Here is an 18,206-nt window from a genome sequence, read left to right as displayed (position 1 = left end):
GCAGAATGCCCGCCACAAAGATTATAAATTAACAAAAAATTAACTAAAACAGGCCGCGTTAAAATCTGCCGACTGGCATCACTTTTCAGCAAAATAGCGCCCTTTTGTCGAAAAAATCTTCTCTGATTTAAAGCGGTTATGTACCTGGCCATAACGAAATGTTAATAATATTTTGCAATGAAGTTATCAAAATTCAACACCGAGGCTTGTCAGCGAAGCCGGACTGTTTTTAACATTGCTTATGGAAAAAAATGGTCTCTTCAGTCAGCGCATTCGCTTGCGCCATTTACATACTTTCGTGGCCGTCGCTCAGCAGGGAACACTGGGCCGCGCGGCTGAAACTCTTAACCTGAGCCAGCCTGCGCTCTCCAAAACCCTCAATGAACTGGAGCAGCTTACCGGTACACGCCTGTTCGAACGCGGGCGGTTAGGCGCTCAGCTTACGCTCACCGGCGAGCAGTTTTTAACCCATGCGGTAAAAGTTCTGGATGCCCTGAATCATGCCGGGCAGTCGTTTGTCCGCCGGGAAGACCGGCCTTCTGATGTGATACGAATTGGCGCGCTGCCTACCGCCGCGTTGGGTATTTTACCGGCGGTGATCGGCGAGTTTCATAGGCAGCAAAGCGACGTCACCCTGCAGGTCGGCACCATGAATAACACCATGCTGCTGGCAGGGCTAAAGTCCGGGGAACTGGATTTAGGCATCGGGCGCATGTCCGATCCTGAGCTGATGACGGGCCTGAATTATGAACTGCTGTTCCTTGAGTCTCTCAAGCTGGTTGTTCGCCCTAATCACCCGCTGCTGCATGAAAATATCACCCTTAGCCGGGTGATGGAATGGCCTGCGGTGGTTTCTCCCCAGGGTACGGTGCCGCGCGATAACGCGGAATCTTTGCTCGCTTCACAGGGCTGCAAACTGCCTTCCACCTGTATCGAAACGCTTTCGGCTTCGCTCTCTCGCCAGCTGACCGTAGACTACAACTATGTCTGGTTTGTGCCTTCCGGCGCGGTGAAGGACGATTTACGCCAGGGTACGCTGACCGCACTTCCTGTTCCGATTCCGGGCGTCGGGGAACCTATTGGTATTCTTACGCGAGTGGACACTCAGCTCTCAACGGCCGCGCAAATTCTGCTGTCTTCGATTCGGAAATCAATGCCGTCCTGAGGGAGGTCACCGCCATCCCGCCGCTCAACGGCTTCGTTTGGCGTGTTTCTCCCAGGTTTCCAGTTTGGCCTGCTCTGATTTTTTTAAAGCCACATAGCAGGCCCCGCTGCCGCCGTGGTGCGGCATCGCCACGCAAAAAGCCTGCACTTCGTCAAACTCGGCCAGCCAGCGCCCAAGGAAGCTACGCACCACGTTGGCATGGGATTTATCTTCTCGCCCTTTGCCGTGCACGATCAGCAGATTACGCAGGCCATCCTGCTTAGCCTGCATAATATAGGCAAACAGCATCTGCCGGCAGCGCTCCACGGGCTGGCGGAGCAGATTAAGGCTTGCTTGCTGGCTGTATTTTCCGAGCCGGAGCTTGTCCAGTACGCCGCTCTGTAGGCCCTCACGCTTGTACTCCAGCGGCGTGTCGAGGGGAATGATGTCCAGAAAATCGGTGGTGAGAAAGTTGTCCAGTTGGGTAGTGTCTGGCTTTACGCCAATGCGATCTTTCTGAGGTTTGATCCACTGGCTGTCCGCACAGTTTTTCAGCGGTTTGACATCCTCCATGGCGTCAAGAAACAGCGATTTGTCGTCAAGGTTCACGGTCAATCCTCCTGAGTTAGCTGGCGCTACTATAACCCCGCCCTGCCTGAGGCTCAACGGGACAACCGTGGGCGATATTCCAGAATAGTTGGCAAATTATTTATGTCACCGGCTGTTTAAAATGAAAATATAAAGTTTGCATTTGCGTTAAAGAAAAGTAAATCAAATGACCATGAAAGAGATTATTATTGCCTTCGCCGGGGAAATAATCACTGCCGCAATCAGACAGCCTGACGCTAACTATTTCGGGTGATGAGTCAGGTAATTATCAAACTTTTTTTCCACGCCCGGCCATTATTTTCAGTCTTCGCCCAAGTATATAGATGCGGTGATAATCCTTTTGAGGTCTGGCTGGTGTCGTTGGGGGTATGTTATCTTTTCAGCCTCAAAATGGGCCACGCATTCGCTCAGGCCTGACAAAAACGGAGTAATACCGTGCTGACAATACTGGAAGATAAGATTGACACTCCGCTTGGGCCGCTGTGGATCCTGTGCGACGAACAGTTCAGGCTTCGGGCCGTGGAATGGGAAGAGCACGGCGACCGCATGGAACAGCTGCTGAACATTCACTATGGGAAACAAGGGTTTCAACGCGTTAGCAGCCGTAACCCTGGGAACCTCGGCAGCAAGCTGCGTGACTATTTTGCTGGCGATCTGGCGGTGATTGATAATCTGCCCACGGCAACGGCAGGCACGGATTTCCAGCGCCAGGTTTGGCAGGCCCTGCGCGATATTCCCTGCGGACGAGTGATGCATTATGGCGAACTGGCAGAGCAGCTAGGCCGCGCAGGCGCTGCGCGCGCGGTCGGCGCCGCGAACGGCTCAAACCCGGTGAGCATTGTGGTGCCGTGCCATCGCGTCATTGGCCGGAACGGGACAATGACCGGTTACGCAGGCGGCGTGGCGCGGAAAGAGTGGCTGCTGCGCCATGAAGGTTATTTATTACTGTAATGGTGCCAAAAGTGCGGCTATTTATTCCAAAATTGAGTAGCTGCATTTTAATGTTTTAGGGAATTCAACAAGATGAAGACCCTTTTTTAACCTCCTACCTTTATTATTGTCCGAATAACGTTCTGCCAGACTTACCTGATCGCGAAAAAGATGTTAAAATTGACCAATATCAATTACGGTCCGAGCATATCTATGATCCCTGAAAAGCGTATTATTCGACGAATTCAGTCTGGCGGTTGTGCTATCCATTGCCAGGATTGCAGCATCAGTCAATTATGCATCCCCTTCACGCTTAATGAGCATGAACTCGATCAGCTTGATAATATCATCGAGCGTAAAAAGCCGATTCAAAAGGGTCAAACCCTGTTTAAAGCAGGTGATGAACTGAAATCGCTGTACGCTATTCGCTCTGGCACCATCAAAAGCTATACCATTACCGAGCAAGGCGATGAGCAAATCACCGGTTTCCACCTCGCAGGTGACCTGGTCGGCTTCGACGCCATCGGCACTGGCCATCACCCTAGCTTTGCTCAGGCACTCGAAACCTCGATGGTTTGTGAAATCCCGTTTGAAACGCTCGACGATCTGTCCGGTAAAATGCCGAGCCTGCGCCAGCAGATGATGCGCCTGATGAGCGGCGAAATTAAAGGCGATCAGGACATGATTTTACTGTTGTCGAAAAAGAATGCCGAAGAGCGCCTGGCGGCGTTTATCTACAATCTTTCTCGCCGCTTTGCACAGCGCGGCTTCTCACCGCGTGAGTTCCGCCTGACCATGACCCGCGGCGATATCGGTAACTACCTGGGCCTGACGGTAGAAACCATCAGCCGCCTGCTGGGGCGCTTCCAGAAAAACGGTATGCTGGCGGTGAAAGGCAAATACATCACCATCGAGAATATCGATCTGTTATCCGACCTCGCGGGCCAGTCACGCAACGTCGCCTGATTACCACTACCTTTGCCGGGTCGGCTTTTATCCCTTTTATTGATCCGGCAAGGGCTCTCCACCTGTTTCATTCCTTTCTTATGGGTTAATCTTACTTCACAGACTGTGGTTAAGCAGTTGTAAGGAGACCTGTATGGCAAACTACCAAAACATGCTAGTCGCGATTGACCCTAACCAGGACGATCAACCTGCCCTGCGGCGTGCTGTTTATTTGCATCAACGGATTGGCGGCAGGATCAAAGCCTTCCTGCCTATCTATGATTTTTCCTACGAAATGACCACGCTTCTGTCTCCCGATGAACGCACCGCGATGCGCAAAGGGGTTATCAGCCAGCGAACGGCCTGGATTAAGCAACAGGCGCAGTACTATATCGAAGCCGGTATTCCTATTGATATTAAGGTGGTGTGGCATAACCGCCCATTCGAAGCCATCATCCAGGAAGTGATCGCTGGCGGACACGACCTGCTGCTGAAAATGGCGCACCAGCATGACAAGCTGGAAGCCGTGATCTTCACGCCCACCGACTGGCATCTGCTGCGTAAATGCCCCTGCCCGGTGTGGATGGTCAAAGACCAGCCGTGGCCGGAAGGCGGTAAGGCGCTGGTGGCGGTGAACCTTGCCAGCGAAGAGCTTTACCACAACGCGCTGAATGAAAAGCTGGTGAGAGAAACGCTGAAACTGGCGGATGATGTCAACCACACCGAAGTTCATCTGATCGGAGCCTATCCGGTTACGCCAATCAATATTGCCATTGAGTTGCCTGATTTTGACCCAAGCGTGTATAACGACGCCATTCGCGGCCAGCATCTTGTGGCCATGAAGGCTCTGCGCCAGAAATACGGCATTGATGAAAAGATGACGCACGTTGAGAAAGGGCTGCCGGAAGAGGTTATCCCTGACCTGGCCGAACATCTTCAGGCCGGGATTGTGGTGCTCGGCACCGTCGGGCGAACGGGGCTTTCCGCAGCGTTTTTGGGCAACACCGCAGAACAGGTTATCGACCATTTGCGCTGTGATTTACTGGTAATAAAACCGGACGATTACCAAACGCCGGTTGAGATGGATGACCCCGAAGATGACTGATATCGCCCCCTCTTAAACATAAACCCCGCTGATTACCAGCGGGGTTTTCATTTGTGGCTCAGGCATTGTCATCGAGGCGAATGATGAGGCCCCGCAGGTAATCGAGCACCATTCTCTCGCTTTCCACCAGCGTGTTTTCCTTCAGGGTGACAGCGCCTACATCCATGTAGGTTGAACTATCCTCTATCGTTTTTCGCATCACCCGTAACCCCTCATGAGACCAGGGCCGATAGACCAGATCTGATAAAATAGTGACGCCCCTTCCCTTGGCCACCAGGCTGCGCACTGTTTCAAAGGACGTGGTGGTAAAAACGATATTTGGTCGCCCTCCTTTCGCCTGCCAGTGCTGGCAAATGACGTCCGGGTATTTATCCGTATCCAGCATAATAAACGGTGCGCCTGCAATATCGGCCAGTTTCACACCCGACTGGCTGAGCAGCGGATGGCCCTGAGCAACCCAAAGACGGCGCTGCGAGCGAATAAATGTCTCAACGTTAAGTCCCGCGTCGTGGCTAATGTTCGACGTAAGCACCAGGGAAAACGCCAGCGTTCCGTGCCGGAGTTGTTCAATAAGCCTGGCTGGCTCGTTTTCAACAAAACGGATCACCATCAGGGGAAAGTGCTGTTCGACTTCACTGATAATTGCCGGCAGTAAATAGGCCGAAATCGTCCTGGCGATGCCAATCGTTATCTCTCCCGCAGCCAGCTCGGGCTGGTACTGCAGATCCTCGATAGCATGCTGACTGTCGCTGATAATTTTGCGCGCATGAAGCAAAAAGCGCTCACCGGACGGCGTAAGCTGCACGCCCTTAGCGTGACGCAGAAAGAGCTGGCTGTTCAGCACTTCTTCCAGATTGCGCATGGCGACGGTCATTGAGGACTGCGAAATATGGCAGCGCGTCGCCGCTTTGGAAATCTGTTTCGTCTGTGCTAAAGCAATGAAAAACTTCAGTTGCCGAAGAGTAAAATCCATAGATAAAAACGATACCTTGAAATTAAAAAGATGAATTAGCTTTGCATTTCGCTCGCACTTATCCTTTTTGTGTCGACAAGAAAACGCAATTCGTCCGTAAAATCAATCATCAAGCCGTTTGCATCTACTTTGATGTATCGTGCTCGGCGGATGCTTTATCGAAATTATAGATAAAAACGATATTTAGCATCCAGCTAATAGCCTACGATGGAAATTAATCTATGCCGTATTTATTACTCAGCCTCGCCGCCCTGTTCTGGGGCGGTAACTATGTTGTCGGGCATGTGCTGGTGGCTCAAGCCGATCCGATTGTTCTCTCTGAAGCACGCTGGTTGCTGACCGCGCTGCTGTTAATGGCGCTTTACCGGAAGCAAGTGATTAAACAGTGGCCGGAAATGTTGAAAGCCAGGGGTACAGTTTTTTTTCTGGCGCTTTGTGGCCAGGTGCTGTTCCCGGTGACGTTGTATATAGGACTGCAATACACCTCCTCGCTCAACGCTGCCATTTACCTCTCGACTACGCCAGCGCTGGTATTACTCATTAATAAACTGGTGTTCAAAGAGACCATCTCACGGCGTAACATTTTGGGCGTTCTGCTCAGCTCAGTAGGGGTGCTCTATCTGGTGATGCAGGGTGATTTGCTGCATATCGACACACTAAAAAATCTGAACAAGGGGGATGCCTGGACGATGGGCTCGGCGGTAAGCTGGGCGCTGTATTGTGCATTTTTACGGCTCAAGCCCAAAACCATCGGCGGCAATGCCTTTGTTGCCGTCAGCGCCGTGATTGGTGCGCTGGTACTGATTCCGCTGCTTGTTTTTACGTTTATGCCCCAGCCGCAGCCATTTAAAGGCCAGTATCTGAACACTGGTTTTTTAGCCGGATTGGCTTACCTCGTTATCTTCCCTTCATGGCTGGCTTATCTGCTTTGGAACAAAGGGATTTTAGCGATTGGCGCGACTCGCGGAGAAATTTACTCGCACCTGATCCCACTTAGCGGCGGCGCGTTCAGCATCCTCTTTTTGAATGTCCCGCTACATGCTTTTCATTTGATAAGTGCATTGTTGATAGCGTCCGGGATAGCGCTTTGCTCGGGGCAGGCAAAAAAAAGCCGCCCATTAGGACGGCTTTCACAGGATAGCTGACGCTTACAGCGCTTTCAGAATCGCTTCCACGCTGGCTTTGGCATCGCCAAACAGCATCTGGGTGTTCTCTTTAAAGAACAGCGGGTTTTGCACGCCTGCGTAACCGGTATTCATCGAACGCTTAAACACAATCACGTTCTGCGCTTTCCACACTTCCAGCACCGGCATACCGGCGATTGGACTGCGCGGATCGTCCTGAGCTGCAGGGTTAACGGTATCGTTAGCCCCGATAACCAGTACGGTATCGGTATCGGCGAAGTCGTCATTGATCTCGTCCATTTCCAGCACGACATCGTACGGCACACGGGCTTCAGCCAGCAGTACGTTCATATGGCCCGGCAGACGCCCCGCGACAGGGTGAATACCAAAACGGACTTTGACTCCGCGAGCACGCAGTTTTTCGGTAATTTCCGCCACCGGATACTGCGCCTGGGCTACCGCCATGCCGTAGCCTGGAGTGATGATAACCGACGTAGAGTTTTTCAGCATTTCAGCCGTTTCTTCCGCGCTGATTTCACGGTGTTCCCCCGCCTCTTCCGTTTCACCGGTTGAAGAACCGTCGGTGCCAAAACCACCGGCAATCACGCTGATAAACGAGCGGTTCATCGCCTTACACATGATGTAGGACAGGATGGCACCAGAAGAACCGACCAGTGCACCAGTGACGATAAGCAAGTCGTTGCTGAGCATAAAGCCCGCCGCAGCAGCGGCCCAGCCGGAGTACGAGTTAAGCATTGACACCACAACCGGCATGTCTGCCCCACCGATCGACGCCACCAGGTGCCAGCCAAACGCCAGGGCAATGATAGTCATCACCAGTACGGCCAGAACCTGCATGCCAACGCTTTCGGTACGCACAAACACCAGCAGCAGCGCGAAGGAAACCACCAGCGCCGCCAGATTGAGCTTATGACGGTTTGGCAGCATCAGCGGTTTAGACGAAATTTTGCCGCGCAGCTTACCAAAGGCGACAATAGAGCCGGTAAAGGTCACTGCCCCGATGAAGATCCCGATGAAGACTTCCGTTAAGTGGATGTTCTCCATAATTGGCTCAAGGCCCGGGCCATGATCGAGGTAGCTGTTAAAGCCTACCAGCACCGCTGCCAGGCCCACAAAGCTGTGCAGCACGGCAACCAGCTCCGGCATTTCGGTCATTTCCACCTTCTTCGCCAGATGAATACCGATCGCCCCGCCGATCACCATCGCGATGATAATCCACACCACGTTGCCGGTTTCCGGGCCAAAAATGGTCGCCACCAGCGCAATCGCCATCCCCGCGATACCAAACAGGTTGCCCTGCTTTGAGGTTTCGTGTTTGGACAGGCCAGCCAGGCTAAAAATAAACAGGATCGCGGCAACAATGTATGCAGCTGTAACTAATCCACCAGACATGTGTTACCCCTTAGTTCTTCCGGAACATTTTCAGCATGCGCTGAGTGACGGTGAAACCACCAAAAATATTGATACTGGCGATCAGTACCGCAATGAAGCTCAGGAAGCTAACCCAGCCGCCGTGACCAATCTGCAGTAGCGCACCCACCACGATTATCCCTGAAATAGCGTTAGTTACCGACATGAGCGGCGTATGCAGCGCATGGGAGACGTTCCATACCACGTAGTAACCCACCACGCAGGCTAGCGCAAAGACGGTGAAGTGACCAAGGAACTCTTTTGGTGCCACGCTTGCGAACCAGCCAAACAGAATAATTGCCAGCGCCATCAGGCCATATTTGAACCATGGAGACGTTGGTTTTTTCTCTTCGACCGCAGCCGCTGCTGGTTTTGCTGCGGCCTGAGGCTGAGCGGACACCTGAATCGGTGGCGCAGGCCAGGTGACTTCACCTTCGCGAATAACGGTCACGCCGCGCACAACCACATCATCAAAATCGACGGTGATATTGCCGTCTTTTTCCTTGCACAGCAGCTTGAGCAGGTTAACGAGGTTAGTGCCGTAAAGCTGGGAAGACTGAGTTGGCAGACGGCCTGGCAGGTCGGTATAACCGATAACCTTCACCCCGTTAGGCGTCACGGTAACCTGATTTGCAACGGTGTACTCGCAGTTGCCGCCGTTTTGTGCCGCCAGATCGACAATCACGCTGCCGGGCTGCATGGAATCCACCATTTCACGGGTAATCAGCTTAGGCGCAGGTTTGCCCGGAATCAGCGCCGTAGTGACGATGATATCGACCTCTTTCGCCTGAGCCGCAAACAGCGCCATTTCGGCTTTGATAAAGGCTTCGGACATCACTTTCGCATAGCCATCCCCGCTGCCGGCTTCTTCTTTGAAGTCCAGCTCGAGGAATTCGGCGCCCATGCTTTGCACCTGCTCTTTCACTTCAGGGCGGGTATCAAACGCGCGAACAATTGCACCCAGGCTGTTGGCCGCGCCAATCGCCGCCAGGCCCGCAACACCCGCGCCGATAACCATCACTTTAGCTGGCGGGACTTTACCGGCAGCGGTGATTTGCCCGGTGAAGAAACGGCCAAACTCATGCGCAGCTTCGACAATCGCACGGTAACCGGCGATGTTAGCCATGGAGCTAAGCGCGTCCAGCGACTGTGCACGTGAAATACGCGGCACGGAGTCCATCGCCATGACGGTGATATTTCGCGCCGCCAGTTTTTCAAGCAGCTCTGGATTTTGTGCCGGCCAGATAAAGCTGACAAGCGTCGACCCTTCACGAGCAAGCTCAATTTCGTTATCCAGCGGGGCATTCACTTTAAGGATAATGTCCGACTGCCAGACATCCGCGCCGCTGGCAACGATCGCCCCCGCGCGCTCAAACGCTTCGTCGTCAAAACTTGCCAGTTTACCCGCATCGTTTTCAACGGCGACACTGAACCCCAGTTTAATCAGCTGCTCTACCGTTTTCGGCGTGGCGGCTACACGGGTTTCATTGGCCAACCGCTCTGTTGGTACACCAATACGCATAGTATTCCCTTCCATCTGTTTTTGATGATGGTTTGCCAGACCTTGCCATGGCCAGACGCAAGCATCCGCCCGCACGCGCAGGCAGATATCTGTTCCATTACCACTTCAACAAAAAATACATCTGTAACAAACTTTTTATAACCTACTGAAAATAACGACTGTGATCTACATCTGCATCCTGGTATTTCTATTTTTATCGCAAAAATTCAGTCACCATGGGCTCAGACAGTTGTTTTAATCTTTATTTACACGCCGAGGCCTGATAATACGCTTAACCGACACGGTAAGACATGATTCTACGCCGCGACAAAAACCATTTTTAACAACATATTAACTAAATAAGTCATAAGCTTTATCAGTTTTAGCGGTGAATGCCTCTTTTTTTAACTTAATAACGTTTGTCACTGTTATTCATCGCCTGGAAGGCACAAGGCGCGAAAAATGCCGCAGACAAGGACGTTATTTCAAGCCATAATCGGCAGCTAATCGGTCTTAATCAGAGAAGTACCTGTATTCATTTTGCGCAAGGCGAAGGATTATTTTTATGAATCTCAAGAACACCCTTCTGGCGTCAGCTCTTATTTCCGTCACCTCGCTGTCCGCTCAGGCGGCGACCGAACTGACACCAGAGCAGGCGGCCGCACTTAAGCCGTACGATCGAATCACTATCACAGGCCGCTTTAATGCTATCGGCGATGCTGTTGCCGCCGTTTCTCGCCGCGCGGACGCTATCGGGGCCGCCTCTTTCTACGTGCTGGACACCAGCGCAATGGGCGAAAGCGGCAACTCCCGCGTCGTGGCTGATGTTTATAAGAATGATGCACCTAAAGCCGATGCGCCTAAGAACCGCGTGATCAATGGCGTGACGGAGCTGCCGAAAGACCAGGCTTATCGACTTGAACCCTTTGATACCGTCACCGTTCAGGGTTTCTTCCGTACCCAGCCGGACGTTAACGATGCCATTACCAAAGCTGCACGCGAAAAAGGGGCTGCCTCCTTCTTTATTGTGCGCCAGGTCGATACCAACCAGGGCGGCAACCAACGCGTAACGGCGTTTATCTATAAAGCTGACGCTAAAAAACGCGTTGTTCAAAGCCCGGATCTGCTGCCAGCAAACTCCGAAGCAGGTAAAGCTGCACTGGCCGCGGGCGGCGCTGCCGCTAAAAATGTGGAAATTCCAGGCGTTGCTTCTTCTGAAACCCCATCTTCTGACGTTGGCCGTTTCTTTGAGACCCAGTCCTCTCAGGGCACGCGCTATACCGTAACGTTACCGGACGGCACAAAAGTACAGGAAGTGAATAAGATCACTGCTGCACAGATGGTGCCGTTTGACAGCATTAAGTTCACCGGTAACTTCAGCAGCATGACAGACGTCTCCTACCAGGTGGCGAAGCGTGCGGCCGAGAAAGGGGCTAAGTTCTACCACATCACTCGCCAGTGGCAGGAACGTGGTAACAACTTAACCGTAAGCGCCGACCTGTTTAAATAAGATACACCATCAATCACAGGGCAGCTTCCGCTGCCCTTTTTTTTGCATTCAAATCATTTTATCGCACCACGCTCATTGCAAGCAGTTCACACACTCCGTAAAATCCCGCGCCTTAGCGTGATCCTCCATTTATATGCGTAAAAGCAAAATAATTATGCTGGTTCACTTCAGACCTCAACGGGATACCTATGGAAAAGAAACTTGGCCTCGCCGCGCTTACTGCGCTGGTATTAAGCTCCATGCTAGGCGCGGGTGTATTTAGCCTGCCGCAGAATATGGCGAGCGTTGCGAGTCCGGCAGCATTACTGATCGGCTGGGCGATCACGGGCATAGGTATTCTCCTGTTAGCTTTGGCTATGCTGGTACTCACCCGACTGCGTCCCGATTTAGACGGCGGAATATTCACTTACGCGCGTGAGGGCTTTGGGGAGCTTATCGGCTTTTTCTCGGCCTGGGGTTACTGGCTGTGCGCGGTGATCGCCAACGTTTCTTACCTGGTCATTGTTTTCTCCGCACTTAGCTTCTTTACCGACACGCCAGAGCTGCGCCTGTTCGGCGACGGCAATACCTGGCAATCCATCGTTGGCGCATCCGTGCTGTTATGGATGGTACACTGGCTGGTGCTGCGAGGCGTGCAAACGGCGGCCAGCATCAACCTGGTCGCAACGCTTGCAAAGCTGCTGCCTTTAGGGATGTTTGTGGTACTGGCCGCGGTTGCCTTTAAGCTATCCACCTTCTCTCTCGATTTTACCGGTCTTAAACTCGGCGTTCCCGTCTGGGAGCAGGTGAAAAACACCATGCTGATTACCCTTTGGGTCTTTATCGGCGTGGAAGGGGCCGTGGTGGTGTCCGCGCGAGCAAGAAATAAAAAAGACGTTGGCAGAGCAACCCTGCTGGCGGTCATTGCCGCGCTCAGCGTCTACCTGCTGGTCACGCTACTTTCGCTCGGCGTAGTTGCTCGTCCTGAGCTTGCCGCAATGCGCAATCCGTCGATGGCAGGCCTGATGGTCGAAATGATGGGCCCCTGGGGAGAAGTGATTATTGCTGCCGGATTGATTGTTTCCGTGTGCGGCGCGTATCTGAGCTGGACGATTATGGCCGCAGAGGTGCCGCTTCTGGCTGCGACCCATAAAGCTTTTCCCAAAATGTTCGCCAGTCAGAATAAAAATAACGCACCGTCAGCTTCTCTTTGGCTGACGAATATTAGCGTGCAAGCTTGCCTCGTGCTGATCTGGCTGACCGGGTCAGACTACAACACGCTGCTAACTATCGCCTCAGAAATGATTCTGGTGCCTTATTTCCTGGTAGGCGCATACCTGCTAAAAATCGCTACCCGTCCTCTGCACAAGGCGATTGGTGTTGGAGCCTGTCTTTACGGTTTGTGGCTGCTTTATGCGTCAGGCCCGATGCATCTGCTGCTTTCGGTTGTATTGTATGCGCCTGGATTATTAGTCTTTATTTACGCGCGCCGTACCCATACGCACGAAAAGTCGCTAAATTTAAAGGAAAGAACGATGATTTGCCTGATGCTGCTGGCAGCATTTCCGGCAACGTGGATGCTGGTGGGGTAACGAATCCTTTCCCCGGCAGCTATTCTGGATGAGGGGAACCAAGCTATTAACCGACCCATTCTTATCACCGGTGCAGGCCAGCGTATCGGCCTGGCACTGGCTCAGCATTTTCTGGCTAAATCTCAGCCGGTAATTATCAGCTATAGAACTCGTCATCCCGCTGTCGACAAACTCGAACAAGCCGGTGTCACTTGCCTTTACGCCGACTTCTCAACGAATGAAGGCATCCTTGCATTCTCTGAACGGGTGAAGTCACTTACGCCCGCCCTGCGCGCCATCATTCATAATGCCAGCGAATGGAAACCAGAAACCCGCGAAACTGCGCTCGGTGATACGCTACAAGCAATGATGCAGGTTCATGTTGCCGCGCCGTACTTACTTAATCATGAGCTGGAGAGCTTGCTGCGGGGACACGGGCAGGCGGGCAGCGATATTATCCATCTGACCGATTATGTGGCGGAACGCGGTAGCGACAAACATATCGCTTACGCCGCCAGCAAAGCCGCGCTTGAAAATATGACGCTCTCTTTTGCGCTTAAACTGGCCCCGGAAGTCAAAGTTAACGCCATCGCACCGGCGCTGATCATGTTTAACACCGACGACAATGCCGACTATCGTCAGCGCTCGCTTAACAAATCGTTGATGAAAATTGCCCCGGGTGAACAGGAAATTGTAAGTTTGGTTGAGTATTTGTTGGGCAGCCGCTATGTCACCGGTAGAAGCCATGCCGTAGACGGTGGTCGGCACCTACGCTAACACTGTTTACCAACCATTAATGGTGTAATCTATTGCATCATTGTATGTTCAAATTTTAAAAGCCGACGCGGCGGATTATGAGCAAAATAGTTTACGTGGAAGACGACCCGGAAGTTGGCGGCCTGATAGCCGCCTATCTCGGGAAACATGACATTGACGTTATCGTTGAAACCCGCGGTGACCGCGCCGAAGCGGTTATCCAGCAACAACAGCCGGATTTGGTTTTGCTGGATATTATGCTGCCAGGGAAAGACGGGATGACGCTATGCCGCGACCTTCGCCCACAGTGGGACGGCCCGATTGTTCTGCTGACATCATTAGACAGTGACATGAACCATATTTTGTCGCTGGAAATGGGGGCAAATGACTACATTCTAAAAACAACGCCGCCTGCGGTGCTGCTGGCGCGTTTACGACTGCATCTCCGTCAGCGTGTTTCAGCCCAACAAACTGCTGACACAACGGCCAGCAACCTCAAGCCACATAAAGCTATACGTTTTGGCACGTTATGCATTGACCCGCTGAACCGCCAGGTCACGCTTGGGGATGAAAACGTCGTGCTGTCGACTGCAGATTTCGATCTGTTGTGGGAGCTAGCCACCCACGCCGGCCAGATAATGGACCGTGATGCCTTATTGAAAAATCTGCGCGGTGTAACCTACGACGGCATGGATCGCAGCGTGGATGTGGCCATCTCCCGCCTGCGTAAAAAGCTGCTGGATAATGCGACTGAGCCCTTCCGCATCAAAACCGTACGCAACAAAGGCTACTTATTTGCCCCACACGCCTGGGAAAGCGAAGCTTAATGAAAGACGGATTTGACGGTAAAGCTCAATGAAAAAGCTGTTTGTACAGTTTTATCTTCTGTTGTTTGTCTGCTTCCTGGTGATGACCATGCTGGTCGGGCTGGTGTATAAGTTCACCGCCGAGCGGGCAGGCCGCCAGTCACTGGATGATTTAATGAAAAGCTCGCTGTACCTGATGCGCAGCGAGCTGCGTGAAATTCCGCCGCGAGACTGGAATAAAACGATCAACGATCTCGACCTGAACCTCTCTTTTAAGCTCAATATTGAGCCGATGAGCAAGTTCAAACTCGATGACGTTGCCGCTCGCCACCTGCGCGAAGGCGAGATCGTAGCGCTGGACGAAGAATATACATTTATCCAGCGCATTCCACGCAGCCACTACGTTCTGGCCGTCGGCCCGATCCCTTATCTCTTTTATCTCCACCAGATGCGGCTGCTGGATATTGGCCTGATCGCTTTTATCGCCATCTCCCTCGCCTTCCCGGTGTTTATCTGGATGCGGCCGCACTGGCAGGACATGCTCAAACTGGAAAGTGCCGCCCAGCGATTTGGTAAAGGGCACCTCGATGAGCACATTCATTTTGATAATGCCTCAAGCTTTGAAAGGCTGGGCATCGCCTTTAACCAAATGGCGGATAACATCAATGCGTTGATTGCCAGCAAGAAACAGCTGATCGACGGGATTGCGCACGAGCTGCGTACCCCGCTCGTCCGATTGCGCTACCGTCTTGAAATGAGCGATAACCTTAGCGAAGACGAATCCCTGGCGCTCAATCGGGATATTGGCCAATTGGAAGCGCTGATTGACGAGCTGCTAACCTACGCCCGCCTCGATCGCCCGCAGACCGAGCTTCATCTGGCGCACGTCAAATTTGCCAGCTGGATGGAAACGCATATTGCCGACGTACAGCTCATTCACCGTCAGCGCCAGATTGCCCTGGAGACAGATGTCCTCACTGCCATTGACTATGGCGCGCTGGATCTGCGCCTCATGGAACGCGTCACGGACAACCTGATCAATAACGCCCTGCGCTATAGTGAGCAGCAGCTGCGTGTCAGCCTATGGCGTGAAGATGATATCGCCCATTTGCAGGTAGAAGATGACGGCCCCGGCATTCCCGAAGAAGAGCGCGCCCGCGTATTCGAGCCTTTTGTTCGCCTTGACCCCAGCAGGGACAGAGCAACCGGCGGCTGCGGGCTTGGCCTGGCGATAGTCCATTCTATTGCCGTGGCGATGGGTGGGCACGTCACCATTGAAAGCAGCCCTTTGGGTGGGGCCAGCTTCCGCTTTTCCTGGCCGGTAAACACCACGTACCTCTCATAAGCAGCAGGCCCGAGCGCTCTCTCGGGCCCGTTTCCCCCTGTAGAATACAAACGATGCTATTGCTGAGGTGGCCTTCTGTTGCTACAGTTTATTAGTATGTTGTAACTAATGTGAGTTACTATGCCACGCTACGACCTTATTGCGCGCTTGACGTCCACCTGCCGGGAGCTGGAGCAGCACCTGGCGGTGCTCAAGTCACAGCTCGGCCAGCTTCGACTGCTCAGCGGGCGCGTCTTTACGCTGCCGGAGATAGAAAAAAGCAAAGAGCACGATCCGCTCTCTAAGATTGAAGTCACCCAGCGCGTCGGGCTGGAGGCGCATCATGCCGCCGTCGCCCACTTTACGCGGCTGTTTATCCAGCAGCAGTCGGAAAAAATCAGCACCAAGGCCGCCGTGCGCCTACCCGGCGCGCTCTGTTATTCGGTCAGCGAAGAGCAATACCAGCAAACTTCCGGGCTCCTGCAAAACATCAACCAGTTGAAGTTCACGCTGGAGCAGATTATCAGCGTCGAGTCGGGGCTTCCCTCCGCCCAGCGTTTTGAATGGGTTCACCACCATATTCCCGGCCTGCTGACCCTGAACGCCTACCGCGCCATTACCCTGCCTGAAACGCCGGACACCGTGCGATTTGGCTGGGCGAATAAACAGATTGTCAAAAATATGAGCCGTCAGCAGGTGCTGGAGATGCTGGAAAAAAGCCTGAATGCCGGGCGAGCCGTGCCGCCGTGGACGAAGGAACAATGGGCCGAACGCGTGAGGCAGGAAATGGATGAAGTGCAAAGGCTGCCGGAAAACGCACGACTGAAAATCAAGCGCCCGGTGAAGGTTCAGCCGGTGGCCCGCGTGTGGTATCAGGCCCATCAAAAGCAGGTACAGTATGCCTGCCCTTCTCCGCTGATTGTTTTGTGTAAGCAGGCAAGCGGTGAAACCCCACCCGATTTAGGCGAGCTGCTGAATTACGATGCCGAAAACATTCAGCACCGCTATAAGCCTAAAGCGCAGCCGCTAAGACTGATTATCCCGCGGCTGCATCTGTACTGCGAAACGTAAAACTTACGACTTCATACTGCCGACCATATCCTCAGGGCGAACCCAGGCGTCGAACTCTTCCTCGGTCAGATAACCGAGCTTCAGTGCCGATGCTTTAAGGGTCAGTCCCTCTTTGTGGGCTTTTTTAGCAATTTCAGCCGCCTTGTCATAGCCGATATGGGTATTGAGCGCGGTCACCAGCATCAGCGACTCGTTCAGCAACTGGCTGATGCGATCGCGATTAGGCTCAATGCCCACCGCGCAGTGTTCGTTGAAGCTTTCCATGCCGTCGGCCAGCAGGCGAACGGATTGCAGGAAGTTATGGATAACCATCGGCCGATAAACGTTCAGCTCGAAGTTACCGGACGCACCACCGATGTTCACCGCCACATCGTTCCCCAGCACCTGGCAACACAGCATGGTGACGGCTTCGCACTGGGTCGGGTTCACTTTGCCCGGCATGATAGAACTGCCCGGTTCGTTCTCAGGAATCGACAGCTCGCCAATGCCGCAGCGCGGGCCAGAAGCCAGCCAGCGAACGTCGTTGGCAATTTTCATCATCGACGAAGCCAGCCCTTTCAGCGCGCCATGCGCGTGAACCAGGGCATCACAGGTGCCCAGCGCTTCAAACTTATTTGGCGCCGTGACGAACGGCTGCTTTGTGAAATCAGCCAACTCTTTTGCAACGCGCACCGCATATTCAGGATGTGTGTTCAACCCGGTGCCTACCGCCGTACCGCCCAGCGCCAGCTCCGCCAGATGCGGCAGGCTATGATCGATGTGCTTCAGGTTATGCTCAAGCATCGCCACCCACCCGGAGATCTCCTGCCCCAGCGTCAGCGGCGTGGCGTCCTGCAGGTGAGTACGGCCGATTTTGACGATATCTTTAAAAGCATCGGCCTTTTTGGCCAGCGTTTGCTTAAGCACGTTTAGCTGCGGCAGCAGATGCTCGCGAACCGCGATAATGGCCGCCACGTGCATGGCGGTCGGGAAAACGTCGTTCGAACTCTGACTTTTGTTCACGTCGTCGTTCGGGTGCACCAGTCGCTCCATCCCACGCACGCCACCCAGAATTTCACTGGCGCGGTTCGCCAGCACTTCATTCATGTTCATGTTGCTTTGGGTGCCGGAGCCGGTCTGCCAGATAGCCAGCGGGAACTCACCGGGGTGCTTTCCGGCCAGCACTTCATCGGCGGCCGCGATAATAGCCGTGCCGCGCTCTGCGGGCAGCAGGCCGAGGTCAACGTTGACCTTCGCCGCCGCGCGCTTGGTGAGCGCCAGCGCCCGAATCAGCTCGGTGGGCATTTTCTCGGTAGAAATGCGGAAGTGCTCAAGTGAACGCTGGGTCTGCGCCCCCCACAGCTTATCTGCCGGGACGTCGATCGGGCCCATTGAGTCTTTTTCACTGCGACTGGATGTCATGCCTTTCTCCTTTGCGATAAAAAAAG

Annotated in this window: 16 protein-coding genes; 11 read left to right on the top strand and 5 right to left on the bottom strand. The window is 53.3% G+C overall.

Annotated features, from left to right (window positions below; genetic code table 11):
• Positions 1-241: 241 nt before the first annotated feature.
• Positions 242-1,165: a LysR substrate-binding domain-containing protein gene (locus LH86_RS14255; protein WP_039302512.1), complete on the top strand. Its 924-nt coding sequence runs from the start codon at positions 242-244 to the stop codon at positions 1,163-1,165.
• A gap of 24 nt (positions 1,166-1,189) precedes the next feature.
• Here LH86_RS14255 and smrA read toward each other — a convergent pair whose 3' ends face one another.
• Positions 1,190-1,753: a DNA endonuclease SmrA gene (gene smrA, locus LH86_RS14250; protein ID WP_039302509.1), complete on the bottom strand. Its 564-nt coding sequence runs from the start codon at positions 1,751-1,753 to the stop codon at positions 1,190-1,192.
• Between the two features lie 435 nt (positions 1,754-2,188).
• On the opposite strand from smrA, the gene ogt reads away from it, so the two are divergent.
• The 3 genes from ogt (at position 2,189) to uspE (ending at position 4,733) form a co-directional block, all read left to right on the top strand.
• Positions 2,189-2,704, top strand: coding sequence for a methylated-DNA--[protein]-cysteine S-methyltransferase (gene ogt / locus LH86_RS14245; RefSeq protein ID WP_039302506.1), 516 nt, complete (start codon positions 2,189-2,191; stop codon positions 2,702-2,704).
• Between the two features lie 192 nt (positions 2,705-2,896).
• Entirely contained in the window at positions 2,897-3,649 is a 753-nt protein-coding gene (gene fnr, locus LH86_RS14240) for a fumarate/nitrate reduction transcriptional regulator Fnr (RefSeq protein WP_039292628.1), read from the top strand.
• A gap of 133 nt (positions 3,650-3,782) precedes the next feature.
• Positions 3,783-4,733 carry a universal stress protein UspE gene (gene uspE / locus LH86_RS14235; RefSeq protein WP_008456376.1) on the top strand — a complete coding sequence of 317 codons (951 nt, stop codon included), beginning with the start codon at positions 3,783-3,785 and terminating at the stop codon, positions 4,731-4,733.
• A 58-nt stretch (positions 4,734-4,791) separates the two neighbouring features.
• Here uspE and LH86_RS14230 read toward each other — a convergent pair whose 3' ends face one another.
• Positions 4,792-5,706: a LysR family transcriptional regulator gene (locus LH86_RS14230; protein WP_039302502.1), complete on the bottom strand. Its 915-nt coding sequence runs from the start codon at positions 5,704-5,706 to the stop codon at positions 4,792-4,794.
• A 221-nt stretch (positions 5,707-5,927) separates the two neighbouring features.
• Between LH86_RS14230 and LH86_RS14225 the strand changes: the two genes are divergently transcribed.
• Entirely contained in the window at positions 5,928-6,851 is a 924-nt protein-coding gene (locus LH86_RS14225) for a DMT family transporter (RefSeq protein WP_039302500.1), read from the top strand.
• A 3-nt stretch (positions 6,852-6,854) separates the two neighbouring features.
• Here the strand turns inward: LH86_RS14225 and pntB are convergent, their stop codons facing one another.
• Together pntB and pntA are read right to left on the bottom strand one after the other, a co-directional pair.
• A complete protein-coding gene (pntB, locus tag LH86_RS14220; RefSeq protein WP_008456379.1) occupies positions 6,855-8,243 on the bottom strand; it encodes a Re/Si-specific NAD(P)(+) transhydrogenase subunit beta in 1,389 nt (462 codons plus the stop codon).
• 10 nt (positions 8,244-8,253) lie between these two features.
• Positions 8,254-9,783, bottom strand: coding sequence for a Re/Si-specific NAD(P)(+) transhydrogenase subunit alpha (gene pntA, locus LH86_RS14215; protein WP_039302496.1), 1,530 nt, complete (start codon positions 9,781-9,783; stop codon positions 8,254-8,256).
• Between the two features lie 544 nt (positions 9,784-10,327).
• Between pntA and ydgH the strand changes: the two genes are divergently transcribed.
• From ydgH to tus, 6 genes are all read left to right on the top strand, one after another.
• Positions 10,328-11,272: a DUF1471 family protein YdgH gene (gene ydgH / locus LH86_RS14210; protein WP_039302493.1), complete on the top strand. Its 945-nt coding sequence runs from the start codon at positions 10,328-10,330 to the stop codon at positions 11,270-11,272.
• Positions 11,273-11,460: 188 nt separating this feature from the next.
• Positions 11,461-12,843: an amino acid permease gene (locus tag LH86_RS14205; RefSeq protein WP_039302491.1), complete on the top strand. Its 1,383-nt coding sequence runs from the start codon at positions 11,461-11,463 to the stop codon at positions 12,841-12,843.
• A 24-nt stretch (positions 12,844-12,867) separates the two neighbouring features.
• Entirely contained in the window at positions 12,868-13,599 is a 732-nt protein-coding gene (gene folM, locus LH86_RS14200) for a dihydromonapterin reductase (RefSeq protein ID WP_052045585.1), read from the top strand.
• A gap of 77 nt (positions 13,600-13,676) precedes the next feature.
• Positions 13,677-14,405 (top strand): two-component system response regulator RstA, encoded by a 729-nt coding sequence (gene rstA / locus LH86_RS14195; protein WP_008456384.1) that lies wholly within the window; start codon positions 13,677-13,679, stop codon positions 14,403-14,405.
• 28 nt (positions 14,406-14,433) lie between these two features.
• On the top strand, positions 14,434-15,729 hold the full coding sequence (rstB, locus tag LH86_RS14190; RefSeq protein ID WP_039302484.1) for a two-component system sensor histidine kinase RstB: 1,296 nt from the start codon (positions 14,434-14,436) through the stop codon (positions 15,727-15,729).
• Positions 15,730-15,849: 120 nt separating this feature from the next.
• Complete coding sequence (tus, locus tag LH86_RS14185) at positions 15,850-16,779, top strand: DNA replication terminus site-binding protein (RefSeq protein ID WP_039302482.1); 930 nt, start codon at positions 15,850-15,852, stop codon at positions 16,777-16,779.
• Between the two features lie 3 nt (positions 16,780-16,782).
• Here tus and fumC read toward each other — a convergent pair whose 3' ends face one another.
• A complete protein-coding gene (gene fumC / locus LH86_RS14180; protein WP_039302479.1) occupies positions 16,783-18,180 on the bottom strand; it encodes a class II fumarate hydratase in 1,398 nt (465 codons plus the stop codon).
• Positions 18,181-18,206: the final 26 nt, after the last annotated feature.

The sequence above is a fragment of the Cedecea neteri genome (assembly GCF_000758325.1).
Lineage (GTDB): Bacteria > Pseudomonadota > Gammaproteobacteria > Enterobacterales > Enterobacteriaceae > Cedecea > Cedecea neteri_B.
The sequence above is the reverse complement of the archived record's forward strand: the minus strand, read 5'-3'. Positions and strand labels throughout refer to the sequence as shown.

What these genes read in the sequence shown, in the direction of transcription:
- LH86_RS14255 (WP_039302512.1), top strand. Translation starts at nt 242, where the DNA reads ATGGAAAAAAATGGTCTCTTCAGTCAGCGCATTCGCTTGCGCCATTTA.
- fnr (WP_039292628.1), top strand. Translation starts at nt 2,897, where the DNA reads ATGATCCCTGAAAAGCGTATTATTCGACGAATTCAGTCTGGCGGTTGT.
- uspE (WP_008456376.1), top strand. Translation starts at nt 3,783, where the DNA reads ATGGCAAACTACCAAAACATGCTAGTCGCGATTGACCCTAACCAGGAC.
- LH86_RS14230 (WP_039302502.1), bottom strand. Translation starts at nt 5,706, where the DNA reads ATGGATTTTACTCTTCGGCAACTGAAGTTTTTCATTGCTTTAGCACAG.
- LH86_RS14225 (WP_039302500.1), top strand. Translation starts at nt 5,928, where the DNA reads ATGCCGTATTTATTACTCAGCCTCGCCGCCCTGTTCTGGGGCGGTAAC.
- pntB (WP_008456379.1), bottom strand. Translation starts at nt 8,243, where the DNA reads ATGTCTGGTGGATTAGTTACAGCTGCATACATTGTTGCCGCGATCCTG.
- pntA (WP_039302496.1), bottom strand. Translation starts at nt 9,783, where the DNA reads ATGCGTATTGGTGTACCAACAGAGCGGTTGGCCAATGAAACCCGTGTA.
- ydgH (WP_039302493.1), top strand. Translation starts at nt 10,328, where the DNA reads ATGAATCTCAAGAACACCCTTCTGGCGTCAGCTCTTATTTCCGTCACC.
- LH86_RS14205 (WP_039302491.1), top strand. Translation starts at nt 11,461, where the DNA reads ATGGAAAAGAAACTTGGCCTCGCCGCGCTTACTGCGCTGGTATTAAGC.
- rstA (WP_008456384.1), top strand. Translation starts at nt 13,677, where the DNA reads ATGAGCAAAATAGTTTACGTGGAAGACGACCCGGAAGTTGGCGGCCTG.
- rstB (WP_039302484.1), top strand. Translation starts at nt 14,434, where the DNA reads ATGAAAAAGCTGTTTGTACAGTTTTATCTTCTGTTGTTTGTCTGCTTC.
- tus (WP_039302482.1), top strand. Translation starts at nt 15,850, where the DNA reads ATGCCACGCTACGACCTTATTGCGCGCTTGACGTCCACCTGCCGGGAG.
- fumC (WP_039302479.1), bottom strand. Translation starts at nt 18,180, where the DNA reads ATGACATCCAGTCGCAGTGAAAAAGACTCAATGGGCCCGATCGACGTC.